This window comes from Aliinostoc maniaoense (assembly GCF_058172895.1).
Window position 1 is genome coordinate 4,519,730 of sequence record NZ_CP187952.1, and the last position, 23,442, is coordinate 4,543,171.

A 23,442-nucleotide genomic window follows, 5' to 3' on the forward strand; every position below is an offset into this window, starting at 1 on the left:
CCCCTACACCCCTACACTCTCCCTCCCAATTGTGCGTAATTCCTTTGATTCCGCTATATTGTAGATATTTAGATTTTCCTGATACCGAAAAATGCCAGCAAGGTTGCAAATAAAAGCTGAGGATTGCTCCCCTCTAGGACAATACATTCTTCAATACTTGGAAGAACAGGGTATCAGTATGAACCGTCTGGCCGATTTATCTGGTGTTCCTCAACCCCGACTCAGAGGTGCTTGCTTTAAAGGAACTTGTCCTACACCGGAAACCTTGAGAAAACTGGCTAGAGTCATGGGTAAACATCACCTAGAGCTTTATACGCTCGCCTACGAAGCCAGAATTGAGAAGCTTCCCGAAGATGCAGAGGATACTTCTCTAGATATATTAATGCGCGACCTTTTTGAAACAGCCAGAGAAATGGGCTTGAGTGCGCCCAAAGTTCGTCCTTCTAAGGCTAAAATTCATAAAGCTCTTCTCGAACTAGGATTTCGTTCCGAAAAGGATGAATGTGCTTAACTAGATACTATTAAAAATTATTTGCAATAAGTTACCATACTTTAATGATAACTACTGACTGAAAACATGATGAAGTTTTTTTCAGTGTTCTAGCTTTTGTCAGTAAATAAATTACTCAAACATACTGAGTGCAGAATTACTAAGCAGTATTTATTTGTCAGCATTCAGCACTCAGCATTTAATTGAAATCAGCTTATTTGCGATAAGGAACTGATCTTTCGATATCAATATTCATTACAGACAGCTGCTGAGGTGGATTACCCTTAGCATTGATGCTCTGCGCCATTTGCAAGAACAGAGCGGGACTACCTGCTTTTGGTTGTTTGTCTGGAGCAGTATAGGTACGAACGGTAGTTTGCCAGATGATTTGGGGGAAACCAAACTTACCACGATAGTATTCATCGTAGCGGGGAGATTTGATGTTGAAAGGTCGTTCACCTTCTGTCCGACCAGGCAGCACCCGACGACGTTGGTAAGGTACGATGTCGTAACCAAAAGCTGCTAGGTACTCATCACTATTGAGGAGGTCATCAACAAAGCCTTTGATACCCTTAGTGGCTACGACAATAGACCAAGCCAGTTTTTCCCGGTTATCGTAAACATCACGACCGAGAACACGCTGTACAGTTTGTTCAACAAAACGATAGTTATTGTTGAGGTCGTAAAAACTGCGTTTGTATGTATCAGATAGCAACAAGCCACGAATAAAATCACGTACAGTGATTTGACCATTGCGGAGTTGAGACTCTAGGAAACGCTCCCGGTCAGCAGCAAAGGCATGGAAGAAAATCTGGCGATAAGCTGCTTCAATCAGAATGTCTAAGTCTGTTGGAGAAAGTATGTTCTCTGTAGAGTAGACCCGGGGTTGGTCATCTCCAGGAACTTCATAACCGGCTACTCTTTGGTTTTGAGAAACGGGTGCATATTCTAAAAGAGGAATTGCCACGAGTACAAAATCTCCCTTTCCTTAACGAAATCTTACAAATTTCTCATAATCATAAAGGAGAAGGGGTGTCATTATTCGATTTAGTTTGATAAAAATTACATAACTTAATTGAATCCCATAGTTAAAGTTCGATCATAAAACTCAAGTATTGCTAAAATTTAGCATTTACTAAAGTAGTTAGCGATCGCCCACTCAAGATAAGACAAGGGAGACAAGGGAGGTTAATCAGCCCCTACTCCCTAGTTTTAGGGTGTTTTGACCAAGATTTACAAAAAAATCAACCCCAGAATAAGTTGTTGGCTTCTGCAAAGAGGATAAACAGGATCGCTACTGCAATCAACAAACCTATTAAACTGAAGCTAGTCTTCCAATTAGCACGCTGCATGAACAGATAAAGGCTAAACCGCTCAAATTCCTCAAACATTCCCATAGGAATGGGACGAGGGGGAAGGTAAGGAAAGGGCAATCGATTGCGGTAATCTTCACCATAGCGCGCCATGCGAGCAAAAGGTAATTCACCTTGAGTGCGTTGGGGTAAAATGCGGCGACGTTGATAAGGAACAGTATTGTAACCAAAGTTGCTCAGGTATTCTTCAGTATTGAGCAAATCATCTATAAAACCTTGCAGTCCTTTGGTAGCCAGTACTATCGACCAGGACAGTTTTTCGCGATCGCTATATACATTACGACCTAGAAGCCTCTGAATGCAAATCTCCACAAACCGATAGTTATTATTACTATCATAGGTCAGCCGGCGAAAAGAATCCGACATTATCAACCCGCGAATAAAGTCTCTGGTAGTGATTTGACCAGCACGTAATTGCGACTCCAAAAATTGCTGACGATAGCTGGATAACATTTGTTGCTCGTTAAAAATCTGGCGATAGGCTGCCATGATTAACATATCCATATCCGAGGCAGCTAGGAGGTTATCAGTAGTGTAAATTCTCGGCTGCTCATCACCAGGAATCTCAAACGCCTCCACACGATGATTTTGAGATACAGGTGCGTACTCTAACAGAGGAATTGACATAAAGGTTCTCCCAAGTCAGCTGATCAATCAAAATTGTTGATCAAATCTCCTGAAAAAACTGCCGCATATAAGCCAATTATTCTGGTAATATTATTTAATTTTTTTCTTGTTAGCCGAGACTTCAGCAAGGAAGCTTTGTGCGTTTCGTAGTCAGGGCTTTAGCCCTCAAGTCAAGGACTAAAGTCCTTACTACTAACTGATTCAAAAAAAGTTAATTAAATATCAGGAATTTTGTCTTTTCCAAGCGAAGTAACAATTCAAATCTCTGCTACTGGCCATATATATAGCAATAATGGCACTGAGAATAACCATGATCAAACTTCCTAAAATTAGGAAAGTTGACAGCCTGGAACTCAGTGCCACAACCATTGCTATTAGAATCACAACTAAGAAACTACACATACTGATCATGAGCCATTTTGCCCATTTCCGTCCCTGTAGAACAAAGTACATCACCACAAAAGTTAGTAATATCCGTCCAATTGCCCATCTATCCCGCGCCATGAAAACTAGAGTTATATCTAGGATAGAAAGCACCACAAACATAGCGAATAATTTATTGCGAGCTTGTAAGGCAGATTGATCAATATCAAGCATGGGTTTTGGAAAAGTTGTTATTTTATAACCAATTATTTCACGGTTGACCATCAAATCTGGTGCGAAAACCACCATATTTTAGCCAATATTGTTTCAAATTATGGCAGGGTGTATGTAAACTAGCTTTTGCTTGATAAAGAATAACTTGACGATGATCACCCATCCAAATTTTGTCAATGGGATCAACTGAAATAACAGTGCCACCCAAGACTTCAACACATTGAGAAAACCGCTCGACGGCACTATAATCTACAGTTTCAAAAACAAAGAAATTACCTGAACAAATTAAATGCCGGCTACGAATCCAGCACTGCATTTTTTTCTGCGCTTCTGGTGGCAGCATATTTGCTTTAATGGATTCCAGTTTAGGCAGGGAAATATCACAGGATATTTGGGACTTCATGAGCAAAACTCTCCCGTTTTTCAAACCGCAGTGGCCCAAATGTCGATCCCCAAATCTGTTGGTGTGTATTCACATCCATACCTTTATCGAGGCTTACCCAGGTGGTTTCCGTCACTTCTACATAGCTATCTAGATAAGTTTGACAGCCATTTTTTTCAATCAAGCAACGGTTTCCAGGTTCGACACTGCCTAGAAATCGGTCATGATCTCGTTTAAATATCATTGAGCAGTGATATCGGCGTTGAATGCACTCTGGTGTGATGGTTTTGAGAATGCTTAATTCCCGCGCTGCACCAGCATAGAAAAGTGCATTTTTTAAGCTGTAGTTTTCAATATAAATTTGATCACCCTGATCGACTAAGCGATGTACTCCCTGTCGATATGGCCTCCACAAATCGTAGTCGTATACCTGTTCTGAATAGAGGCCAATTCCAGAGAAGAACTCAAAAGGTAATGGACGGAAAAAAATGTGAATATGGGCATAATCTTTAGGATTTTCAAATGCTTGTTTATAGTTGCTGAAATCCCCTGCCATCCAACCAGCCAAGGTGAGTAAATTATGCGATGTAGTTGTGCAGATATCTGATGGTGTAGAAGTCAAGTCGCTTCGCTCCAATTCAAAATTCAAAATTCAAAATTCAAAATTCAAAATACCCTACGGGAAGGCAAGCCTACAAAATTCAAAATAAATAAACAGCATGAATCAAGCCAGTATCTGACATAGATGACGAGCTTATAAAATAGGTTTTTTGACTTTTAACTTCCGCTTGGCGGTACTAGTCTTTGATGTTTCGGATCTGGTTTAAATCAGTTATCAGTCCTCATGGCCTATGGTGTGGTGTTTCACCCTAGTATGTAATTGATCACTGTTAACTCTTAATTTTGAATATCCTGGCGGATTTCTGAGGAAAACGAGGCTGTCACAACTCCTGTACCGGCACTAGTTTTGATTAGGGAAACCCGACAACGGACGTTGGGATTGACAAACCAGATTTTCTCTTCGGCGGCGGCGCGGTCGTAGGCGGTAATGAGTACAAAAGTGCCGTCTTCCGTTAAATAATAGTCGCCAGCAGCTGCCATTGTTTCGGCATAGCCTTGATCACGCAGGAGTTTACCGCGATGGGGATGGGTGGGATCAGGTATAGGAACTAGGACACAACTACCTTTGATTTCGTTGTCATCCCAGTCTGATTGACCTTCCCAGGTCATCCGAAATGGGGAAACGATTGTCTGCGGGTCAATGTTATAGCTTTTACACAATTCAATGACTGCCGGATCGTCGTCTGGGAGAGAAACTATATCAATCTCAGACTGTACGGCTTCAAAATGACTGAATGCTAAATGATGTGCGCTACGCTGCGATCGCCAATGCCCAATAGACTTGGCAACAAACTCCGTAATATCCATTAAATCTCGGTTTTTTAATGTCCTAATCAATACTAATTTTATTTTGGCTATAGCTTGGCAAGCAGATGCTGAGTAAGTAATTCTCACTCAGCACCCTGCTCAGACTTACCTGTGCTAGCAGGATTTACAACTCAGCACTGTTGATTTTTCCATCACCACTCATCTGTAAAGTTGTACTCTACTGAGTTGAAAGCTGTGATTTTTTGTCTTTCCTGCTTTAGTGGAGTTGGTTCTGTCACCTGATAGATATCGGTCAAGTTGTTGTCTTCCTGAACCTGGGGCGATGAAGTGACAGATTCAGCTAGATTTGCTGAAGGCATAACATCGCTTGCGGCTATTGTAGATAATGGCTCAACCGACTCTATCTTTGAGATTTGATCATGAGAAGGCGATAGGGTGATGCGGGTAATCTTGCCACCTAGACGATGAATACCTTGAATAGTTTGAGATAAAGAACTATAAGGAATTGTCTTTGTGTACTTTGCTTTTCGCATCGTATATTGATGACAGCCGCCCATGACTTCAATCGTGACTCGGCAACTACTATAGTCAGGACAATCGCCAGGAGTAATGATTGTGGTTGCCATACAAATCACCTTCAATTTCGATGCTGTAAGCAACTTATCATCAACCTGAATCGATGGACAACCGCAGCCTTTAGTAATGGAATTGTCAGCTAGATGTTTAGTTTTTAGCGATCGCTTTTGCTATGGTTGCACAGTGCGATCGCTCCTCAACTCAACACCCAGAATTAGCCCACTTCAGTAATGCTGACGATTTTGCCAGATGTGCGATTGATGCGCTGAATTTGTGGAGTCATTTTACTCGCTGGGACAATGTACTCATTGGTACTAATCCGGCGAGGACTGTCGAATTTAGAGCCTCTGACTACGATTTTGAACCGTTTTTCTGTGCCAGAACCAATGACAGTTGCTGATGAGGGTTTAATTGCATTGGCACTATTGGTAGCAACTTCATACACCAATTGAGCAGATTTAACGGAGCTATCAATCTGGGCGGCACCGCGATCGATCGCAAACATCCGGTTGTAACCTACTTGCTTGGAGTTAGCTGCGCTGTTTTTACCGCGATAGTAGGGGACTATGTTTTCACCAAAGGCTACTTGATATTCACTGCTATCAATGTAGGAGTCTATCTCAGCCTCGTAGCCTTCGGCAACGGTGCGGACAATATGCTCAGAAACTTCTCTTTGATCTTGGGGTGCGCGACCAAGCAAGTGTAAGAAGTTGAGTTCTACAAAGCGATAGGGAGCGCAGGATTGGAAGTAGCGGGTACGATAAAACTCGGATTTAGCAACGATGCGGACAAATTCCCGCACGGTGATGGCGCGATCGCATAATTGTGATTCTGCTGCTACCAACCGCTCACTCTCCATCATGTGAGGGTTGCCTAATACCTGTTTGTAAACCGCACGGATGATAGTTTGAACTTCTTCTGCGCCACTAGCTGGCCACAGTTCAAGAATTGTCTGGGTTGCCATTGCAATCTATCTCCTCAATTTTTGTTGTTTGAGTGCTGATTTATACCGCAGTGATGCTGGCAATCACGCCGCCTTGTTGGTGAATGCGTTGATACTCTTGAGAGAGCTTCTCGTATGGCACGAGAAAGACTTGATTGGAGCGGCGAAACTTGGAAATATTATTAAAGGTTTTGGCGCGATAACCTGTAACTTCAATCCGGTAAACTTTACCGCCAGCACTGGCATCAACTCCATGACGAGTCCGAGAAACTACTGGTGGTGTGCGGAAGGTTGCACCATCTCCACTAGGTGAAATTACTGGAGTAGGAGTAGATTGAATGACTAAAGCATTCAGTTTGGGACTCTTACCAGCTAAGTCTCCCTTCAAACTGCTGCTAGCAGCACCCCGCACCAACTGGAAGGTATGGGTAAACTGCACCATGCTAGTGCAAGCTTCTGTTTTGTAGCCCCGGATGTAAGGCACAAAGTTTTCCCCAAAGGTAGACTGATACTCATCGCTGTCGAGATAAGAATCGATCTCAGCTTCAAATCCTTGAGTATCAAGAATGGTGCTGTGTGTCCGCATTTCTTCTAAATCCAGAGGGGCGCGACCCAACAAATGACGGAAGTTGAGTTCAATTGCTCTGTAACGGGCGCAACTGGTGAAAAAGCGAGAACGATACAGATCAGATTTAGCCACTGCTCGGACAAACTCGCGGACGCTCAATTCACCCAACTTAAATTGGGATTCTGGCACAGTCAGCCGCTCACTTTCCATTACATAGGCATTGCCCAATACCTGGCGATAGACTGCCCGAATGATTGTTTCTGCTTCCTCTAGAGAGCGACCGGGTACCCACTCAATGGGAGGGGTTTCATCAAACAAGCTGACTCCCAGACGAGAAGCTGGTCCAAACGGCATTAATTTTATCTCCTGTTAACGAAAAAGTTTCCGAAAATTGTTTCAAGATGTAAAGAAATTTCAGATTGCTCATGCCAGGTAATTGGATGACTGGATTGATTCCTGTGCATCCAAACTGCCCGATGCCATCAAAATAAAAATTCTGATTTTCTCGATGAGCAAGCCTTTTAGGCGTTTTATACGCTTTGTTATGATCAATTTTCTTATGAGCGTGCCACGGTGAGCATCAAGATTTGTAAATCTTGACAAAATGAGAGCGTTTTGCACTCATTTTGCACAAACTATTCTAAAGGAGGGATCTGGGGGAGGCAGGGGGCAGGGAGCAGGGAGCAGGGAGCAGGGAGCAGGGAGCAGGGGGAGACAAGGAGAGAAGTCTGATCGGAGGAAACCTCCGATCAGAACTTCGGAGAGACAAGGGAGACAAGGGAGAAATATTTATCCCAATGCCCGATGCCCAATGCCCCATGCCCGAAAATTTCTTAATTTTGAATTTTGAATTTTGAATTTTGAATTGATCTGCCCTATTCCCTTGTGGATGCAGTTTTTATGAATTACGAATATCCCGTTCTAAATCATCGATGACTTTTTGCATATACCATTCTTCTGTCATCCCTGGATAATCATCTTTTTTCTGTTGTATTAACCTTTGGGCGAGTTCCCAATATCCCCCAACTAGGCGTAAAAGTCGCTGACGCAAGATTTGAGATTTCTGCTGTTTGGCTTCAGGAAAAGATTTTTGAATTTGTTTGAGGCTATCTAAAACTTGTTGATAATTTTCCCAGTCTTCTTGTTCACAAAAAATACTGGCAGCTTTTTGATAATCTGTTACAGCATTTTGCATCTCTTCTAAAAGAGTATAAGTAATGCCACGATTGTAGTATGCTGAGGGATCATCTGGGTGAATTTGTAAAGCGTAGCCATAATCAGCGATCGCACCAAGATAATTACCCATTGCTCGATAAGTGTTACCTCTGGCAACATAATTTAAAGCATCTTGGGGTTGGATTTGGATAGCTTGATGGAAATCAGCGATCGCACCTTGATGATCTCCTAATAAAGAACGTGCTTTACCCCGGTTACGATAAACAATGGCATCTTGAAAGTTGAGTTGTAAAGCTTGGTTAAAATCAGCGATCGCTTCTCGATAATTGCCCATTTTGCACCGCACCACCCCCCGACAGCAATAGGCCTGTGCATCTTGGGCATCAGCTTGCAATATCCAATTTAAATCTGCAAGGGCTTGGCGGGTATCTCCCTTTTCAGCTTTTGCCAGCAACTGTCTAAAATATTCATTTACAGATGTTATTGGTGTATTCTTGACTACTGGCTGTGTAACTGGTTGTTGGGGTGGTTGTAACTGCTTAATCCGTTCTAAGCACAAACGACAATTAGCTGTATCTTTTTGTTGTAAATATAAATCTGCGGCTTTTTTTAAACTAGCGATCGCATCTTGAATATAGCCTTGTTTGCGTCGTATTATGCCCCGTAAATCATGGGCTGCTGCATAATTAAAGTTCAAATAAATTGCCTGATCTACATCTGCCAACGCCCCTGGCAAATTTTTCAGTGCTAACCTAGCTAAAGCACGACAGTAGTATGCTTGCACACTTTCAGGATTGATCTTGAGAGCCTCTGTATAATCTAAAACAGCCTCAAGTACTGCCCCCGAATCAAAATATGCTAAACCCCGTTGCAAGTAAGCATCGGCATTATAGGGCGTTAGTTGTATGGCGCGGCTAAATTCCTCAATTGCCCCAGCGTAATCTTTTTGTTTAGCTTTTTCTAGTCCCTGATGATAATAATCGTTATTCATCACCTTTACTCACCCCAATTGACACAAATCGAAATCCCCGACAGCTTCATCTGCAATTATTAGGTAACAGGACGATGCTAGCACTTGGGTTTGAAGTGTAATACCAATTCAAAATCCCCAATTACGTTGAATGTCAATTAAGTCTTGAAACTTGTACAAAATTTGAGCAATGACAATTAGCCTATAGTCTAGTTCATTTGTGTTAAAAAAATGACAGAATAGAGTGTATATGGCTGCGATTTGGAGTGTGGCTATGCGAACTCATCAAGCATCAAAAAAAGAATCTTCTGCTGCTAATTCCTTGGTATCCCGTCCCTTTGTTGTGCAGCCAAAACTACAGAAAAATAGAGATTCACAAGGAACGCATGGATACAAAAGCCAGATACCAGAGTTTACCATCCTGAATCCAGCAGGCGATCGCGCACCTCTACAACCAAAATTAGCGATCGGCGCACCGGCAGATAAATATGAGCAGGAAGCAGACCGGACAGCGAAACAAGTAGTACAAAGGATTAATGTCCCACATTCTCTACAACCACTTCAGCCTCAAGAGATAACAAAACACGAAAACCCACTTCCAAGGAAGCCAGAGTTGAGCATTGAACGGCAAGAAATGTCTAAAGATGAAGACGAACTCAAACTAAAACCGATGCTTCAGTTTAAGTTAGGTCAGGACACCATCGCCGCAAGCCCAGAACTTGAATCTTCAATTCAACGGTTACGAGGCAGTGGGCAACCACTAGCAGTCCAGATTAGAGAACCAATGCAGCAAGCATTTGGCAAAGATTTTAGTGGAGTGAAGATTCACACAGATGCACAATCTGATAAGTTAAATCGATCAATTCAAGCAAAGGCATTTACAACCGGACAGGATATCTTTTTCCGACAAGGTGCATATAATCCAAGAAACCAGAGTGGACAGGAGTTACTTGCTCATGAATTAACTCATGTGGTTCAACAAGTCGATTCTCCAAGTGCTATCCAGCGACAGGAGAACAAGTTTGAGGAAAAATTAGTAGATTCAGTTAAACCACTCAAGGAAGAAATCAAAAGCCAATATGTAGGATCACCAAATGAGGAATTTGAAAAGTGTTGGCAGCAGAGTTTCTTTCCGAGTATCAATGAACATCAAAAAAAGGGGGGTCGCCCATACAATTCTGTAGCTCTACTGTCAAAAACAGTTTCGGAGCGAGGGGAAAATCCCACTAGTGTAAAGATTCATGGAACTATTGGTACTTTGGAGGCCGCACTGAGAGGAAATCAAAAGGCTGTTCCGTTCATTGAAAAGAAACAAAGCACTGCTACAGAAAAAATTGAAAAAGAAAACAAGGAGATAAAAGTCCCACCAGTGTCTAACTTAGAGACTGAGCAGCAGATCCTCAAGCCGACAATTCCTAGTCCGAAAGAAAATAAACAGCCGCCTCCGAAAAATATAGAACCTGCGTACGATGGTGGACATCTAGTAGCCTACCAATTTATGGGAAAAGAGGCAAATGTCTATGAAAATGTCGCACCTCAAGGGAAAGCACTCAATAATGGACCATTTCAGAACTGGGAGAAAAAAGTCTTAGCGGAGGGAATACAAAAAACTGCTCTTACACTAACACAGGAAGGTGTAGAAGAGAAAAATTTACCTTACACGTTTAGATACAGAGTGCATGTAAATTACCCAAGTGGGAAATATTCTGTTAGTCCAGAAATATTAGCTAAATTTGGGTTAATTCCGGCATCAGATATTCCACAATTCAACGGTTCAGTCAATCTAACAAAACGCATACCAGAATCATGGTATGCAACAGCTCAACCTCTACCATTCCCCTCTAGAGAAGAATTAAAAACATCAAAGCGGCCAGAAACTCCTTTTGTATTAGCACCTACTAGTGATTATGGAATTCTTGATGAAGAGAATTTGGAAAGAACTAATCAGGAGTACATTGCGCGAGGACCCGCAACTCTTGTCCAAGGTTTCACTTCCAAAGCTAAAGCCCAAAACCCTGTTGACGAGTTTGTATTAAAGTTAGCTAAGAACACGGTCAAGACTAAATTTGTACAATTAATAACATGGCAAAATCAAGAGAACCCAAATTTAGAGGATGTCAAATCATGGGGTCTTAACCCAATAGTACAAGAAGTCACAGTCCCAACCATCAAAGCAACAGGCAAACACCCACTTAAGAAATATGAAGGCAATCGGAAAATACTTAACAGTAATTGGAAAGATGAAAAGAATATGGAATATGACCCAAATACAATCATCGAAAATTTCGTCAAAAAAATTGACCAGGAGAAGTCACAAGACAGTGACATCGTGTTGGCGGACTACTTCAATGATGTGAATAAATTATCAGGTATCTTTGAGAAGTTGAAATCTCTTCACACAGAACCACCGAAGGAAGAAAAAAAGGAAAAACTGAAACGTCCCAGAACAACTGATTCAGAAATCGACTTTTCTCTCATGATGGATTTAACAGGAAAAGATATGTTTCCAAATCAAGTAAGATTTCAGTTTCAGGCGAAGGAAACGCAACCAGACTAGTGCTTAAAGAAACTGCAATAACGGTTAAACATCTCACAGGCTTAATCATTCTTCAAGAATACAAAAGCAGAGTTTCAGTGTCATAAGCTGTTAAGGAGACTGAAAAAAGTGACAACACAAGAGTCAATCTTTGAGGTGATGGTGAAATTCTTCCAAGAGGATGACTGGCCTTATTCTTTGATTGCAGATGAGCCAGCCATCATTGTTGGATATCAGGGGATTAACGGTGAATGGAACTGCTATGCCAGAGCTAGAGAGGTACAGGAGCAATGTGTTTTTTATTCAATCAGCCCCATAAAAGTACCCAAAAATAAGCTATATGCAATCGCAGAATTTATCACCAGAGCAAATGCTGGCTTGATTATTGGTAATTTTGAAATGGATTTTGAAGATGGTGAAGTTCGATTCAAAAGTAGTATTGATGTCGAAGGGAATGGCTTGAATAGTATACTGATGAAGCGTTTGGTTTATGCTAACGTTCAAATGATGGACAAATATTTTCCAGGGATAGTAGCAGTGATATCTGGGGATGTGCTACCCATAGAAGTAATTAGTGGAATAGAAAAATAATGGGATTCCGGTTCATGGAGTATTCCGCAGGCAAGGTGGGGCGCAGCCGCAATCAAACCTGATTACCCGATATCTCAATATAGGGTACGTTATTCAGAAAAAACTTAGCCATACCCAGGAATTTTGATGGTGACGCACCTTGAAATTGAAGAGTTTGTTCAATAAGGATCGTAATCAAATCTACCCCGCTTCACACTCCGAAAATAATAACCCCTACTGGGTGGATTATTTAAATCAAAGGTATCACCACTGGGAACACGCCAAATTTTGTAATCATAATATGTCAGTGGTGTACGGGGTTTGCAAACTTCTGGCGGATGATCTCCTAAAACAAAATACGCCGCATTCCTCCCCATCACCTTCGCTTTACCATATTTATCTACAACTACCGATGTTTCCTCACTAATGGCAATACCTAAAGCACTCCTAGCGACACCATCTTGAATTTGTCGGGCAATAAATGCCATAATCCGTCCCATGCGTTTGCGACTATCAAAATGGGTGTCAACTATTGTTCCCTGCAAATGATGCCATCGCAAAAAGTTGTAGGTAAAGGTAATATTTTCATAAGGATCTTCTAAAGCATCCTTAGTTTCAATGGGGTCTTCGCAAGCACAAGCATCGTAAATAAAATCACTTAAAATCATTGCTCCCGCACTAGTGCCACCAATCCCGCCGCCTTTTTGATACACTGACTGCACAGCCGCTTCAAGTTTGGTGTTTTTCCAACTGCGGATATATTGGCATTGGTCGCCACCAGCAAAAAATACTACTCCAGCATTGCGTATTCTCTGTACAATGTCATCTCTGTTGGCATCTTGACGATTGCTCACTATTAAAGTGGCGACAGAGTTCACACCTTTCATCTCATAAATCAGGCGATTGTAGTCATCACTACCATAGGTGCGAATAACTACAACATTGATTCTTTCACTAGAATTAGCACCGCCTCTGACTTGGTTAATCATCCACTGGATAGCTGCTTCCACATCAGGGCCACCACCACCCAAGTTAAACACAGGGCCAGCCAATGGTGTCAGAGTCTCGGTCGTGTTGCTTTCAAAATCAAACGTCAGGTATGCTGTAAGACGGTTCAACACCCTCAACAACATAGCTCCTGCTGCTTTCAAGAACCTTGCTATACTTGGGAATGCCCTTGTCATACTCACCTTATGGCGCAAACTGCAACTATTGCTTAATTTCGCACTTTTAAGGGCAAAATTCCCAGCGTACAGGGTTGGTGTAGTTTTTTAGCCTGAAAGCGTTCAGAATAAACATTCAGGCTCGGTCTGACGCTGCATTTTGTTACAGAATGTTTAGGGGAATGAGTAATAAGTAATGAGTAATGAGTAATGAGTAATGAGTAATGAGTAATATAGGCTTTCTTACTCTGCTGAAGTACTGAGTACACTACTCATAAAATTGTACAATCTCCGCGCCCCTCTGCGTTTTCCTTTGCGCCCCTCCGCGTTTAAAAACATATTTCTCTACCTCACTTAAATAGGAATCGCTATAAGTAACAAGTAATGAGTAAATACCCATGACTTATTACTTGTTAGTTAAAGAACGCGAAAAATAACTTTTCCCACTGCAAATTTTACTCAACCAGAAAAGGATGCTGGATGAATTTTTCACCCCTGAAAAGGTACAAAATTAACACCCTAGGTTGAGGGTGTTGGGTGTGGGAAAACCCCTTCTTTTAAGAATGGGGTTTCAAGCAAGGACGACTAAATCCTATGAAAGAGTTTGGAAGTACGCTTCCAAGGCTTCTTTAACTAACTCAGTCATTGATCTACCTTGGCTGGTAGCTGTGGCTTTGACTTTGGTATAAAGGTCATCATGAAGGCTGACACGATAGCGCGATTTACGAGACTTAGAGGATATTGGTTCTGGCTCATACTGGGCGGTAAATTCACGAATAGCATCAAAGCCGACGCGATCGCAAAAATCCCCAAAGCTTTCTCCAGGTGTGCGAGACTTTTTAAAGTAGGCAAAAATCGGCTCTAAAAAGCTTTCTATGTCGTTATCATGCAACTTATCTACATAAGGCTGGGCTAGGCGTGTCTGATTTGGTGAACCACCCAACCACACTTGATAACTTTCCGGCGCACTACCCACAAAACCTAATTCTGCCATGTAAGGACGAGCGCAACCATTGGGACAGCCTGTCATCCTTACCACAAAATGTTCATTTTGTAAACCAAGTTTATCTAATAAAGTGCGAATCCTCTCTAAAATTCCGGGTATGGCGCGCTCTGACTCGGTGATAGCTAAACCGCAAGTCGGTAAGGCGGGACAAGCCATAGCGTAGCGGACTAGAGGTTCGATGGTGTTGGGGTCAGAAACTATACCACAACGGTCGAGAATGGCTTGAATGGCGGCTTTGTTTTCTGGTGCGATTTCGTAAAAAATTAGGTTTTGGTGGGCTGTGAGGCGGATGGGTAAGTTAAATTGCTCGACAATTTCCCGTAAGGCTGTTTTCAATTGAAATGAGCCTTCATCTTTTACCCGACCATTATCAATGGAAATACCTAAGAATAGATTCCCATCTCCTTGTTCGTGCCAACCGAGGAAGTCATAATATTTAAATTCTGGTAATTCTTGGAAAGGTGCGAGGGGTTTACCAAAATATTCTTCGACTTGGGCGCGGAATTTCTCGACACCCCAATCGTTAATTAAGTATTTTAACCTAGCGTGTCTGCGGTCAGTGCGATCGCCATAATCTCTTTGTGTGGCGACAATGGCTTTTACTGCATTATACACATCAGCTTTATCAACGTAGCCAATGGGGTCTGCTAGTCTAGCAAAGGTTTCTTCTTTGTTGTGGGTTCTACCTAAACCACCACCAGCAAAGATATTAAAACCTTGTAGCTCACCTTGGGAATCAGTGATTACTACTAAAGTCAAATCTTGGGAATATAAATCAATAGAATTATCTCCCGGTACTGTCACACTCACCTTGAACTTACGGGGCATATAGTATGTACCGTAGAGAGGTTCTTCGGTATCATGAATAATTGTGCCGTTGCCGTTGCTGTTTCTAGCGGCTTTTACCTCTGGGTTTTCTTCTGCACTGATGGCTTTTTCCCCATCTAGCCAGATTTCGTAATAAGCACCGGTTTGGGGTGAGAGTAAGTCAGCAATATTTTGGGCGTATTCCCAAGCGTACTGATATTCCGGGCGATTTTTGAAAGGCGCAGGCGGTGCCATAACATTGCGGTTAATGTCGCCACAAGCACCCAAAGTAGAACCGAGATTTTTAACTATTGTAGCGATCGCTGCTTTCAGATTTTTCTTTAAAATCCCGTGTACTTGGAAACCTTGACGAGTCGTTGCCCGTAAAGTGTGGTTGCCATATTCATCAGCTAACTTATCTAAAGCCAAATACAACTGCGGCGGTACTAACCCACCAGGGTTCTTAGTCCGCAGCATAAACTGATAATCTTTCTCCTGTCCCTTAACGCGATTATCGCGGTTATCCTGTTGATAAGAACCGTGAAACTTGAGTATTTGTACCGCGTCTTCGGTAAAATGAGTAGTATCCTCAAGGATCTGCGTTGCTACAGGTTCACGTAAAAAATTACTATTTTCTTTAATACCTTCAACTTTAGAAGGTTTGCGGCTAGTGAGAGGGGGAGGGGCAGATTTAACCATCAGAGTTCTATATTATTCTCAATAAGGCATCCGTAATTGCCGAATCAGCCAGTTCGCAGCATTGCTGTGTCTGGTTATTCCCGGTAATCCGGTCGGAAATATGCAGAATACCTTTATTTTAACACGAAATGAACACGGCAAAAAGCTGGCCTTATCAGTGATTGAACACCTAATCAAACCAGCTTTTAATTTTTCTGAGTTTTTAGTGCTGAGTTAAATATATACTACATCAAAAAAGCACACATCTTAAAAACCGGGTTTCTTGCAAATCCCTCAGCTTAAAACCTTAATCTTTCGTTCAGAAACCCGGTTTTTTAGGGCTTTTTAGGCTTGTTGAGAATGGTGCAAGATATAAGAAAGGAATATTAAGGAATTTTGGGGCATTGGGCATTGGGCATGGGAATAAAAAATCATTCTCTCCCTTGTCTCCCTTGTCTCCCTTGTCCTCCTTGTCCCCCTTGTCTCCCTGCCCCCTGCCCCCTGCCCCCTGCCCCCCTGCTCCTGCCCCCTGCCACTATCTAAACCGATAACCAATACCACCATTGATACTGATAGCAGATGCGGGGCTATTTTGATAGGCACGTAACCCGACTTTGGCATTGGTGTAGACTAGGAAATTATTGGCAACTTCCGATTCTATGCCTGCACCGACTACAACCGCATCTCTATTACCTAGGGGAGTTGGTGAGCCATTTTTCTCCACGAAGGAATAACCACCAGTTACAAAGGCATTGGTACGATTAGCAATAGGTACATCAACGGAAAGTTCTGGAATAATTGCGCTTGTCTTATCATTCCAAAGGACGTTACCCCGTGCTGAAAATGGGGTGTTACCTAGTTTGACTCGTCCTGTAATATTACCGCCAAAGTTAGCAGCATCGTTATTTTGTCCACCGTTGGTAACACCGGCAGCAATACCAGCACCCACGTAACTAGCATCAGTACCTTTTTGAGTTTCCGCCGCCGCTTGACTAGCGTTAATTACAAAACCTGTCATGATTACGGAAGACAATGCAGAGATTGTCACTAGAGACTTGAGTATATTTTTCATAATTTTGAGAAAATTTTCTAGTTTTTACTGTTATTTTTATAGTCGTCAAATGTGTTAAATATGTTCCAGGTATTTTGAGTGATTTATGTATGAAAAAAAGATGTAGAGGTGTAAGCGTATAGGGTTACAGGGACAAGAAATTTCCTATTTTTAGGCTAATAAAATAGATATATTTTTTTACCAAGTGTATACAGTTTTAAAACTGGCACAATATTAAACTCTATTGAATTAAAGAGCTTAGAGAAAAAGGGAAGGTTAGTTTATTACGAATTACGAATTACGAATTACGAATTACGAATTACAAAGCTGTAACAGTTACTTCAATTATGTTTACAGAGAATCTATAAAGTTAATTTTGAGTAGTTTGCATGGAGATTCAAGAATGCTAACCGCTACAAAAACGTTATCTGGTTTGATGGGTTTGTGTGTCGGTGATGCGTTGGGTGTGCCGGTGGAGTTTACTAGTCGCGCTCAATTAACTCAATCTCCAGTCACAAGGATGCTGGGTTACGGGACATGGAATCAACCCCCAGGAACGTGGTCTGATGATAGTTCACTGACATTTTGTTTAGCAGAGAGTTTGTGTAGGGGCTATTCTATAGATGCGATCGCACATTCTTTTTGGCGTTGGTATAAATCGGCTTACTGGACTCCCCGTGGCGAAGTGTTTGGCATTGGTGAAAACACTTATGCGGTGATGATGCAGCTCAACCAGGGAGTTCCACCACTGGAGGCTGGGGGAACGAGTGAAATGAGTAATGGTAATGGTTCGTTGATGCGAATTTTACCAATGGCTTATTGTTATCAAAGTTTAGCCTTTCAGGAGTTGATGACACGGGTACATCAAGTTTCTTGTATTACCCATGCTCATGTGCGATCGCAAATGGCCTGTGGTATTTACATTAGTATTGCCGTGGAACTGCTCAAAGGTGCTAATCCCCAAGCTGCATATTTACAAGGATTAGACAAAATTCAAACAGTTTATACAGCCGATGAATATCTTGTAGAAATGCCTCATTTTGAGCGTGTTTTTAGTGGTGAAATTGCCAACTTTCCCATAGCAGAGATTAATTCTGGTGGTTATGTAATTGACACTTTAGAAGCCTCCCTCTGGTGTTTGTTAAATAGTTCTACCTATGGCGAAGCTGTGTTACAAGCCGTCAATTTGGGAGGACATACAGATACAACGGCGGCGGTAACAGGTGGGTTAGCAGGGATTTATTATGGTGTAGAAGGGATTCCCCAACAATGGTTTAAGCAAGTTGCGCGTAAACAAGACATCATTAATTTAGCTCATCGCTTTGCAGTGGCTGTTGGCTATTAAGAAAAAATTGGCGATCGCTAGGATATACTGGTGAAGCAAATAGAGCGATCCTCACATCTTGCACCTCGGTTAAAAACCGGGTTTCTTGCAAATCCCTCAGTTTAAAACCTTAATCTTTCGTTCAGAAACCCGGTTTTTTAGGGCTTGTTGGTTTCACCGGTTGCTGTACCTCATCAACATCGAATCTGCTGTAGATGTTGGTGTTGGGTTTCCTTACGTCAACCCAACCTACTTTTGTAATCAGTCTGTATTCTGCTACGGCAACCAAAAATTAGGCAACACAGATTTACCTAAGTTACGTACTGTTTGATTAATATTTCTGGCTATTTGTATATGTGCTTCGTCTTCCTCCACAGATAAAATATTAGCAGCTTTACCAATTCCCAAATGAGAAATAACTAAATTTGCTGCTTCTAAACCTGTAACATAGGCTTTTTCCTGTGACCAAGAACCATGACGATTAATAATCCAATCACCGCTCATAAATACATTACCAAAACTCGTCTTAGCTGGCAACATATGACTGTAACTACCAGGAGCAAAATGAGTCACCGCCTGGGGTAAACGAATCACACTACTATCTATTACCTTCGCTTCTCTAAATCCTGGTACGCAAGTAGTTAAATATCGCTGCACTGTCGCCACAATTTCCGCATCACTCCAATTTAAAAACTGATTGGCATGATAGAAATCAGCTTCAATTACCGTACCTTCTTCCTGTTTATATTCATCATGTAGAGCATTCAAATCAAAGAATGTCCAGCCTGTGGTATCATCAAAACCAAAACAAGCATTAGAAGCGCGGGGAATCTCTATTTTTCGGTCAAACCATAACCGTGTAGCTAATACATCAATTGCACCTAAGTTATTTAAATTACGAAATTCTGCATGACTTTGTAAGCTGGGACTATTAGCGACAATCTTTTTCATCCCAGTCACGCCCACTGCAAAAATTACCGCATCAGCTTCAAATACTTTATCACCACAAACTACACCATTAGCTTGATTATTACTATCAATAATTAAGTCAGTCACGCGGTGTTTTGGTAATACCTTTACACCAGCTTTTTCTATTCTTTCCACCCAGGGACGGAAGATTTTTTCACCCACAGTTCCCCGACACCAAACGACATCAAAATCAGATTGATGCGCCAAAATAAAATAATACAACATTCCCAATGTAGCGGCGGCTGAACATTGTTCACCAGGGGCAAATAAACCCACTAATAACATTGGTTCAAATGCTTCTTTATACAGTCTTGCTGACACGCCAAAAGTTTTAAATAATTCTCGCGCTGTTACATAGTCATAACGTCGCCAAGCTGCATCGGAATTATCAAAGTCAACTAAAGTAAAAAGTAAAGGTAAGGCACTAAGACGGTCAATTAATGGTAGACGTTCAAATTTTGTATATACCAAAGTGCCGAACGGTGACGGTAGTCTGGGTAAGTCTTGAAAAATTGGTGATTCTACTTCCAAACCAGCCGGGGAGTATTGGGCGGAACGTGTCCAGGTTGTGAAGGGATTAATTTCTAACTCGTTAATAAGGTCGAAAATATTTCTGTAGGGATACCAAAAACCGTGAATACCCGCTTCTACAGATTTACCTGCGTTGGTTTGCCAACCTGCAACCAGTCCACCAGGATAAGGGCCTGCTTCCAGAAGCGTCACATCATAACCTTGTTTTGCTAAATGGTAGGTTGCACCTAAACCAGCCCAACCAGCACCCACTACTACTACTCGTTTTGGTTGCGACTCTTCCGCCATTTCGCGCTCCGTTTGTTACAGTCCATTAACTAATGTATCTGAAGTTGCAATTTAGCGCAGGAACTTTGTAGTACGGTTTTTCAGAATTTCTTTTTGACCCTCTTGACATGATGTAGAGTTTATACTACAAATGTAGTATAAGTGATTCGAGGTTTGTAGTGAGAACTTTAGTTCTCAAAAAAAGGACTAAAGTCCTTACTACGAATTGAATCATAGTATTTTTATGGTTTTTTAAATTAGTAATTTGTAATTAAAAAAGAGGTGATTGTGATGGTTCATATTCGATTTGAGGGACGTTCTATTGATGTTACAGAAACACAGGTAGGAATTGCCCCAGGGATGAATGATGTAGCGGTAAAAGAACGGGTGGCGCGACATTTGGATGTGAATTGCGATCGCCTCTCAACTTATATCATTGATCGCCGCCCTAGTGGTGATTTAATTATCCGTCCTGAAGCCGTCTACGGTTAAGGATTTTAGCCAATAATTCATTCCGCACCCCAACCTGTAAAGCATACACACCATCCGGCAACGGATATGTAGGTTCGATTCCTACCGCTTCCGTTTAGGGGAGCGTAGCCAAATTGGTAAAGGCAATTGTGAAAACTGCTTTGCTAACTTGTGCGGAATCCCAATTACTTAAATTGTATTAACATTTAACCTGAAATTAATCACATATATGGAGGTGACTTCAATGATGTCCGCAAACTTATGCAGCTTAAAAAATCAATTTGTACATCTATTTTTAAACAACATAAGTTATGAGCGAACATCGTTTGAGCGAAATTGTGATTGAACGTCCCCGTGGTGGGATGAAAATTAGCCTCAAAAAGTTGAAAGGTTTCAAAAAAGAATTACAGAGAATCACTGAAGAAGCAACTCAGGATGGCTTATTTAATCCTTATCTGATTAAAGCTAGAAAGAAATCCAAATATCTTTCAGATCACCTTGGCCCTCTGCGTCGGTTTTTACGTTCTAAAGTTGGACAACCCTGGAATGAGGTTTACAGTGAACTCTGCCAAAAATTAGATCACAATACAATGGCAGGACAACACGTTATCGGTCATTTGTGGGATTACGTTGTAACTCGTGTAGAAATTGTTGATGGTCGTTTTTATGGAACATCTGTTAACAGAGGTTATCGGATGCCATTAGATGGGACTTACCGTCAGTGTTTCTATGTCCATCCCGAAACAGGGATTCTTTGTTTAATTGAGAATAAACCTCAAAAGCAAAAGCAGGAAGAAACTGATGCTATCATCATTGATGATTATCATCAATACCACAAAATCAATGATATTTGGTATTTAATTACTTTTGAAGATTTCCCCCAAAATCTAACTGAAGGTGTAGAAGATATTCTCAAAGGTGAAATCCATATTTCTCGCGCTACAACTTACCGAGGTCGTCGCATTTATGCTGTGGATAAAAAGCAGTGTAACAAAAGAGAAATTCGATTTATTTTAAGTCAAATTTCTCAAAAGTAAAGTTTTCACTTCGTACCCTAACCGAAAAAGCTTACATACTAGCCTAATTGGAAAAGGCACTTGAATTGAAATCAAGCAATTGCGGGTTCAAATCCCGTGTGTGAATCAACAGCTTTTTCAACTTGTACGAAGTGCTTTATTAACAGTGAACAGTTATCAGTTAACTTCGTGGAAGTGTCCTAACTGATAACTGATTTAAAGATACTTTTGACAATTTTATCGGCAGTTGTTGCCGCGCCCAAATCGCAGAAGCTTACATAACTCTGAAAAAGTTAAATACTATGCTTCTACAACTTGCGCGGTGACTTGATTACTCCGCGTGCAACATCTGCCCCTCACATACTACAAGGGGGTTTTATGAATACCGCAGAACGTGATTTGCGTTTGGAAATGCTCAATAGTTTGCTGACAACTCCTCACCGCAAACTTGAGCAAGTTGCAGAGATACATAAATTAATTGTTGAACTTGACCCTATTTTCTACGGACATTTAGCTGTTTGGTATCAAAATCATGGTGATGTACGTGATCATAAGGAAGTGTTCATTGCACATTTGCTAACTAGCAATTTGACCGAACACCGAGATGCGGGATTTGTGATGCTGCAAGAGTTTCCGCCTTATCAGGTGGCGCGTGTGGTGGATTTCATGAAACAACAACGCCATAAAATGCCACGCTCGGCGCGCACTGCGGTACAGCGTTACTTAAAGACACGGGACAGTAATCCAGCTTTATTTGATCGTGCGGCGTTGCGGGGTCGTAAGGCAATGAAGCATCTATATGCTTCGCTACACATCAAGCCAAGTGAACGCGCAAATGCAATTTTGTTCCGCGATACTCCGCCAGAGGGTTCTTTAGCAAATGTACTCAAAAAACTAGCTAAGGCAGAAAACGCCGCAGAACAAGCAAGGCTGATTGTAGAATTTAATCTTCCCTATGCGATCGCCATTGGTGCAATCAAGCAACTTACACCAGTTGTCTTGGTGGCGTTAATCAACAGTATGACACCCCAGGAAGTGATCAATAACCTCAAATCTTTAAAAGATAGAGGTGCAATGGATCATCCAGAGGTGAAAAAGTTGATTGACTCCAAGCTAGACTTAGCTGCTAAAAGTGGACGGGTAGCCGCATTTAAAGCCCAAGTAGCCGCAGATACAGCCGATTTTGACGCAGACACCGTGGCTAAATTGGAAAAAGTTACCAACGAACAGGTAAAACGCCGGGGAACAATTTCCCGTGCAACCGCCTTACTGGTGGATAAATCTGGTTCTATGGATAATGCGATTGCGATCGGTAAGCAACTTGCTGCACTCATCTCTGGTATCACTCAAGCAGAATTGTTTGTTTATGCTTTTGATACCATTCCTTACGCAATAACTGCACAGGGTAAAGAGTTGACCGATTGGGAACGTGCTTTCCAACATATTAGAGCAAGTGGTAGCACTAGTATCGGTTGTGCATTAGAAATCATGCGTCAGAAAAAGCAGGTAGTTGGCCAGATTATTTTGGTGACTGATGAAGGTGAAAATGCTAGACCTTACTTCGGTGAAGTATACAAGAATTACTGCCGAGAATTGGGGGTAATGCCCAATGTCGTGATTGTCCATGTGGGTGGTCATTACAACTGGATAGAAACTCAACTCAAGGAACAGCAAGCACCTGTAGAAACTTTCACCTTTGAGGGAGACTACTACAGTTTACCTAATCTTGTTCCATTCTTGACGCGTCCCTCTCGCCTAGATTTGCTGATGGAGATTATGGAGATACCTTTGCCTGTGCGCGATGATAAGTAGGGTTATAAGTAGAACGAGTTAAAAAAAGCAAACTGTGTTAAGTAATGTAAAAATACTAAGATTGAGTTTGTAGTAAGGACTTTAGTCCTTATTTGAGAACTAAAGTTCTCACTACAAACCTCTAATTATTTACCTCATTCTACTTAGTTT

Annotated in this window: 23 protein-coding genes and 1 tRNA gene; 9 read left to right on the forward strand and 15 right to left on the reverse strand. The window is 41.6% G+C overall.

The window, feature by feature from the left end; all coding sequences use genetic code 11:
- Positions 1 to 178: 178 nt before the first annotated feature.
- Entirely contained in the window at positions 179 to 511 is a 333-nt protein-coding gene (locus tag ACPZ3T_RS19550; RefSeq protein WP_490271122.1) for a helix-turn-helix domain-containing protein, read from the forward strand.
- 193 nt (positions 512 to 704) lie between these two features.
- Here the strand turns inward: ACPZ3T_RS19550 and ACPZ3T_RS19555 are convergent, their stop codons facing one another.
- The 9 genes from ACPZ3T_RS19555 to ACPZ3T_RS19595 form a co-directional block, all read right to left on the reverse strand.
- The gene (locus ACPZ3T_RS19555; protein WP_490271123.1) at positions 705 to 1,457 is read right to left on the reverse strand and encodes a phycobilisome rod-core linker polypeptide; all 753 of its coding nucleotides are present in this window, start codon (positions 1,455 to 1,457) and stop codon (positions 705 to 707) included.
- Positions 1,458 to 1,734: 277 nt separating this feature from the next.
- Positions 1,735 to 2,490, reverse strand: a complete 756-nt coding sequence (locus ACPZ3T_RS19560) for a phycobilisome rod-core linker polypeptide (RefSeq protein WP_490271124.1) — start codon at positions 2,488 to 2,490, stop codon at positions 1,735 to 1,737.
- A gap of 222 nt (positions 2,491 to 2,712) precedes the next feature.
- Positions 2,713 to 3,162: a hypothetical protein gene (locus tag ACPZ3T_RS19565; protein WP_490271125.1), complete on the reverse strand. Its 450-nt coding sequence runs from the start codon at positions 3,160 to 3,162 to the stop codon at positions 2,713 to 2,715.
- Positions 3,125 to 3,490 (reverse strand): CpeR family transcriptional regulator, encoded by a 366-nt coding sequence (locus ACPZ3T_RS19570; protein ID WP_490271126.1) that lies wholly within the window; start codon positions 3,488 to 3,490, stop codon positions 3,125 to 3,127. The genes ACPZ3T_RS19565 and ACPZ3T_RS19570 overlap by 38 nt, the downstream gene beginning before the upstream one ends.
- The gene (locus ACPZ3T_RS19575) at positions 3,468 to 4,070 is read right to left on the reverse strand and encodes a chromophore lyase CpcT/CpeT (RefSeq protein WP_490277286.1); all 603 of its coding nucleotides are present in this window, start codon (positions 4,068 to 4,070) and stop codon (positions 3,468 to 3,470) included. The genes ACPZ3T_RS19570 and ACPZ3T_RS19575 overlap by 23 nt, the downstream gene beginning before the upstream one ends.
- Positions 4,071 to 4,366: 296 nt before the next feature.
- Positions 4,367 to 4,984, reverse strand: a complete 618-nt coding sequence (locus ACPZ3T_RS19580; RefSeq protein ID WP_490271127.1) for a phycobiliprotein lyase — start codon at positions 4,982 to 4,984, stop codon at positions 4,367 to 4,369.
- 65 nt (positions 4,985 to 5,049) lie between these two features.
- A complete protein-coding gene (locus ACPZ3T_RS19585; RefSeq protein WP_490271128.1) occupies positions 5,050 to 5,484 on the reverse strand; it encodes a rod-capping linker protein CpcD domain-containing protein in 435 nt (144 codons plus the stop codon).
- A 164-nt stretch (positions 5,485 to 5,648) separates the two neighbouring features.
- Positions 5,649 to 6,398 carry a phycobilisome rod-core linker polypeptide gene (locus ACPZ3T_RS19590; protein WP_490271129.1) on the reverse strand — a complete coding sequence of 250 codons (750 nt, stop codon included), beginning with the start codon at positions 6,396 to 6,398 and terminating at the stop codon, positions 5,649 to 5,651.
- 40 nt (positions 6,399 to 6,438) lie between these two features.
- Complete coding sequence (locus ACPZ3T_RS19595) at positions 6,439 to 7,299, reverse strand: phycobilisome rod-core linker polypeptide (protein WP_490271130.1); 861 nt, start codon at positions 7,297 to 7,299, stop codon at positions 6,439 to 6,441.
- A 250-nt stretch (positions 7,300 to 7,549) separates the two neighbouring features.
- On the opposite strand from ACPZ3T_RS19595, the gene ACPZ3T_RS19600 reads away from it, so the two are divergent.
- Positions 7,550 to 7,795 carry a hypothetical protein gene (locus ACPZ3T_RS19600; protein ID WP_490271131.1) on the forward strand — a complete coding sequence of 82 codons (246 nt, stop codon included), beginning with the start codon at positions 7,550 to 7,552 and terminating at the stop codon, positions 7,793 to 7,795.
- A gap of 48 nt (positions 7,796 to 7,843) precedes the next feature.
- On the opposite strand, the gene ACPZ3T_RS19605 is transcribed toward ACPZ3T_RS19600, so the two are convergent.
- Positions 7,844 to 9,112, reverse strand: a complete 1,269-nt coding sequence (locus tag ACPZ3T_RS19605; protein ID WP_490271132.1) for a tetratricopeptide repeat protein — start codon at positions 9,110 to 9,112, stop codon at positions 7,844 to 7,846.
- Positions 9,113 to 9,365: 253 nt separating this feature from the next.
- On the opposite strand from ACPZ3T_RS19605, the gene ACPZ3T_RS19610 reads away from it, so the two are divergent.
- Together ACPZ3T_RS19610 and ACPZ3T_RS19615 are read left to right on the forward strand one after the other, a co-directional pair.
- On the forward strand, positions 9,366 to 11,648 hold the full coding sequence (locus ACPZ3T_RS19610) for an eCIS core domain-containing protein (RefSeq protein WP_490271133.1): 2,283 nt from the start codon (positions 9,366 to 9,368) through the stop codon (positions 11,646 to 11,648).
- A 108-nt stretch (positions 11,649 to 11,756) separates the two neighbouring features.
- A complete protein-coding gene (locus tag ACPZ3T_RS19615; protein WP_490271134.1) occupies positions 11,757 to 12,218 on the forward strand; it encodes a type III secretion system chaperone family protein in 462 nt (153 codons plus the stop codon).
- Positions 12,219 to 12,376: 158 nt separating this feature from the next.
- Here ACPZ3T_RS19615 and ACPZ3T_RS19620 read toward each other — a convergent pair whose 3' ends face one another.
- The 4 genes from ACPZ3T_RS19620 to ACPZ3T_RS19635 all read right to left on the reverse strand — a co-directional run bounded on the left by ACPZ3T_RS19620 (position 12,377) and on the right by ACPZ3T_RS19635 (position 16,923).
- A complete protein-coding gene (locus tag ACPZ3T_RS19620) occupies positions 12,377 to 13,381 on the reverse strand; it encodes a cyanophycinase (RefSeq protein WP_490271135.1) in 1,005 nt (334 codons plus the stop codon).
- Between the two features lie 571 nt (positions 13,382 to 13,952).
- Positions 13,953 to 15,872, reverse strand: a complete 1,920-nt coding sequence (gene sir, locus ACPZ3T_RS19625; RefSeq protein WP_490271136.1) for a sulfite reductase, ferredoxin dependent — start codon at positions 15,870 to 15,872, stop codon at positions 13,953 to 13,955.
- 324 nt (positions 15,873 to 16,196) lie between these two features.
- Complete coding sequence (locus ACPZ3T_RS19630) at positions 16,197 to 16,415, reverse strand: hypothetical protein (RefSeq protein ID WP_490271137.1); 219 nt, start codon at positions 16,413 to 16,415, stop codon at positions 16,197 to 16,199.
- Positions 16,387 to 16,923, reverse strand: coding sequence for a hypothetical protein (locus ACPZ3T_RS19635; protein ID WP_490271138.1), 537 nt, complete (start codon positions 16,921 to 16,923; stop codon positions 16,387 to 16,389). The genes ACPZ3T_RS19630 and ACPZ3T_RS19635 overlap by 29 nt, the downstream gene beginning before the upstream one ends.
- A gap of 382 nt (positions 16,924 to 17,305) precedes the next feature.
- Here ACPZ3T_RS19635 and ACPZ3T_RS19640 point away from each other — a divergent pair, with 382 nt between their 5' ends.
- Positions 17,306 to 18,247 carry an ADP-ribosylglycohydrolase family protein gene (locus tag ACPZ3T_RS19640; protein ID WP_490271139.1) on the forward strand — a complete coding sequence of 314 codons (942 nt, stop codon included), beginning with the start codon at positions 17,306 to 17,308 and terminating at the stop codon, positions 18,245 to 18,247.
- Between the two features lie 255 nt (positions 18,248 to 18,502).
- On the opposite strand, the gene ACPZ3T_RS19645 is transcribed toward ACPZ3T_RS19640, so the two are convergent.
- Positions 18,503 to 20,014: a hydroxysqualene dehydroxylase gene (locus ACPZ3T_RS19645; RefSeq protein ID WP_490271140.1), complete on the reverse strand. Its 1,512-nt coding sequence runs from the start codon at positions 20,012 to 20,014 to the stop codon at positions 18,503 to 18,505.
- A 270-nt stretch (positions 20,015 to 20,284) separates the two neighbouring features.
- Between ACPZ3T_RS19645 and ACPZ3T_RS19650 the strand changes: the two genes are divergently transcribed.
- From ACPZ3T_RS19650 to ACPZ3T_RS19665, 4 genes are all read left to right on the forward strand, one after another.
- Entirely contained in the window at positions 20,285 to 20,485 is a 201-nt protein-coding gene (locus ACPZ3T_RS19650) for a hypothetical protein (protein ID WP_490271141.1), read from the forward strand.
- Between the two features lie 290 nt (positions 20,486 to 20,775).
- Complete coding sequence (locus ACPZ3T_RS19655) at positions 20,776 to 21,501, forward strand: hypothetical protein (RefSeq protein WP_490271142.1); 726 nt, start codon at positions 20,776 to 20,778, stop codon at positions 21,499 to 21,501.
- Between the two features lie 32 nt (positions 21,502 to 21,533).
- Positions 21,534 to 21,604 (forward strand) — tRNA-Ser (locus ACPZ3T_RS19660).
- Between the two features lie 254 nt (positions 21,605 to 21,858).
- Positions 21,859 to 23,292 carry a hypothetical protein gene (locus ACPZ3T_RS19665; protein WP_490271143.1) on the forward strand — a complete coding sequence of 478 codons (1,434 nt, stop codon included), beginning with the start codon at positions 21,859 to 21,861 and terminating at the stop codon, positions 23,290 to 23,292.
- Positions 23,293 to 23,442: the final 150 nt, after the last annotated feature.

Bases quoted from the DNA above. Each gene is read 5' to 3' on its own strand.
- ACPZ3T_RS19585 (WP_490271128.1), bottom strand. From the start codon at position 5,484: ATGGCAACCACAATCATTACTCCTGGCGATTGTCCTGACTATAGTAGT.
- ACPZ3T_RS19655 (WP_490271142.1), top strand. From the start codon at position 20,776: ATGAGCGAACATCGTTTGAGCGAAATTGTGATTGAACGTCCCCGTGGT.
- ACPZ3T_RS19600 (WP_490271131.1), top strand. From the start codon at position 7,550: ATGAGAGCGTTTTGCACTCATTTTGCACAAACTATTCTAAAGGAGGGA.
- ACPZ3T_RS19595 (WP_490271130.1), bottom strand. From the start codon at position 7,299: ATGCCGTTTGGACCAGCTTCTCGTCTGGGAGTCAGCTTGTTTGATGAA.
- ACPZ3T_RS19570 (WP_490271126.1), bottom strand. From the start codon at position 3,490: ATGAAGTCCCAAATATCCTGTGATATTTCCCTGCCTAAACTGGAATCC.
- ACPZ3T_RS19590 (WP_490271129.1), bottom strand. From the start codon at position 6,398: ATGGCAACCCAGACAATTCTTGAACTGTGGCCAGCTAGTGGCGCAGAA.
- ACPZ3T_RS19610 (WP_490271133.1), top strand. From the start codon at position 9,366: ATGCGAACTCATCAAGCATCAAAAAAAGAATCTTCTGCTGCTAATTCC.
- ACPZ3T_RS19605 (WP_490271132.1), bottom strand. From the start codon at position 9,112: ATGAATAACGATTATTATCATCAGGGACTAGAAAAAGCTAAACAAAAA.
- ACPZ3T_RS19645 (WP_490271140.1), bottom strand. From the start codon at position 20,014: ATGGCGGAAGAGTCGCAACCAAAACGAGTAGTAGTAGTGGGTGCTGGT.
- ACPZ3T_RS19630 (WP_490271137.1), bottom strand. From the start codon at position 16,415: ATGGTGGTATTGGTTATCGGTTTAGATAGTGGCAGGGGGCAGGAGCAG.
- ACPZ3T_RS19560 (WP_490271124.1), bottom strand. From the start codon at position 2,490: ATGTCAATTCCTCTGTTAGAGTACGCACCTGTATCTCAAAATCATCGT.
- ACPZ3T_RS19620 (WP_490271135.1), bottom strand. From the start codon at position 13,381: ATGACAAGGGCATTCCCAAGTATAGCAAGGTTCTTGAAAGCAGCAGGA.
- ACPZ3T_RS19565 (WP_490271125.1), bottom strand. From the start codon at position 3,162: ATGGTGGTTTTCGCACCAGATTTGATGGTCAACCGTGAAATAATTGGT.
- ACPZ3T_RS19650 (WP_490271141.1), top strand. From the start codon at position 20,285: ATGGTTCATATTCGATTTGAGGGACGTTCTATTGATGTTACAGAAACA.
- ACPZ3T_RS19640 (WP_490271139.1), top strand. From the start codon at position 17,306: ATGCTAACCGCTACAAAAACGTTATCTGGTTTGATGGGTTTGTGTGTC.
- ACPZ3T_RS19635 (WP_490271138.1), bottom strand. From the start codon at position 16,923: ATGAAAAATATACTCAAGTCTCTAGTGACAATCTCTGCATTGTCTTCC.
- ACPZ3T_RS19550 (WP_490271122.1), top strand. From the start codon at position 179: ATGAACCGTCTGGCCGATTTATCTGGTGTTCCTCAACCCCGACTCAGA.
- ACPZ3T_RS19665 (WP_490271143.1), top strand. From the start codon at position 21,859: ATGAATACCGCAGAACGTGATTTGCGTTTGGAAATGCTCAATAGTTTG.
- sir (WP_490271136.1), bottom strand. From the start codon at position 15,872: ATGGTTAAATCTGCCCCTCCCCCTCTCACTAGCCGCAAACCTTCTAAA.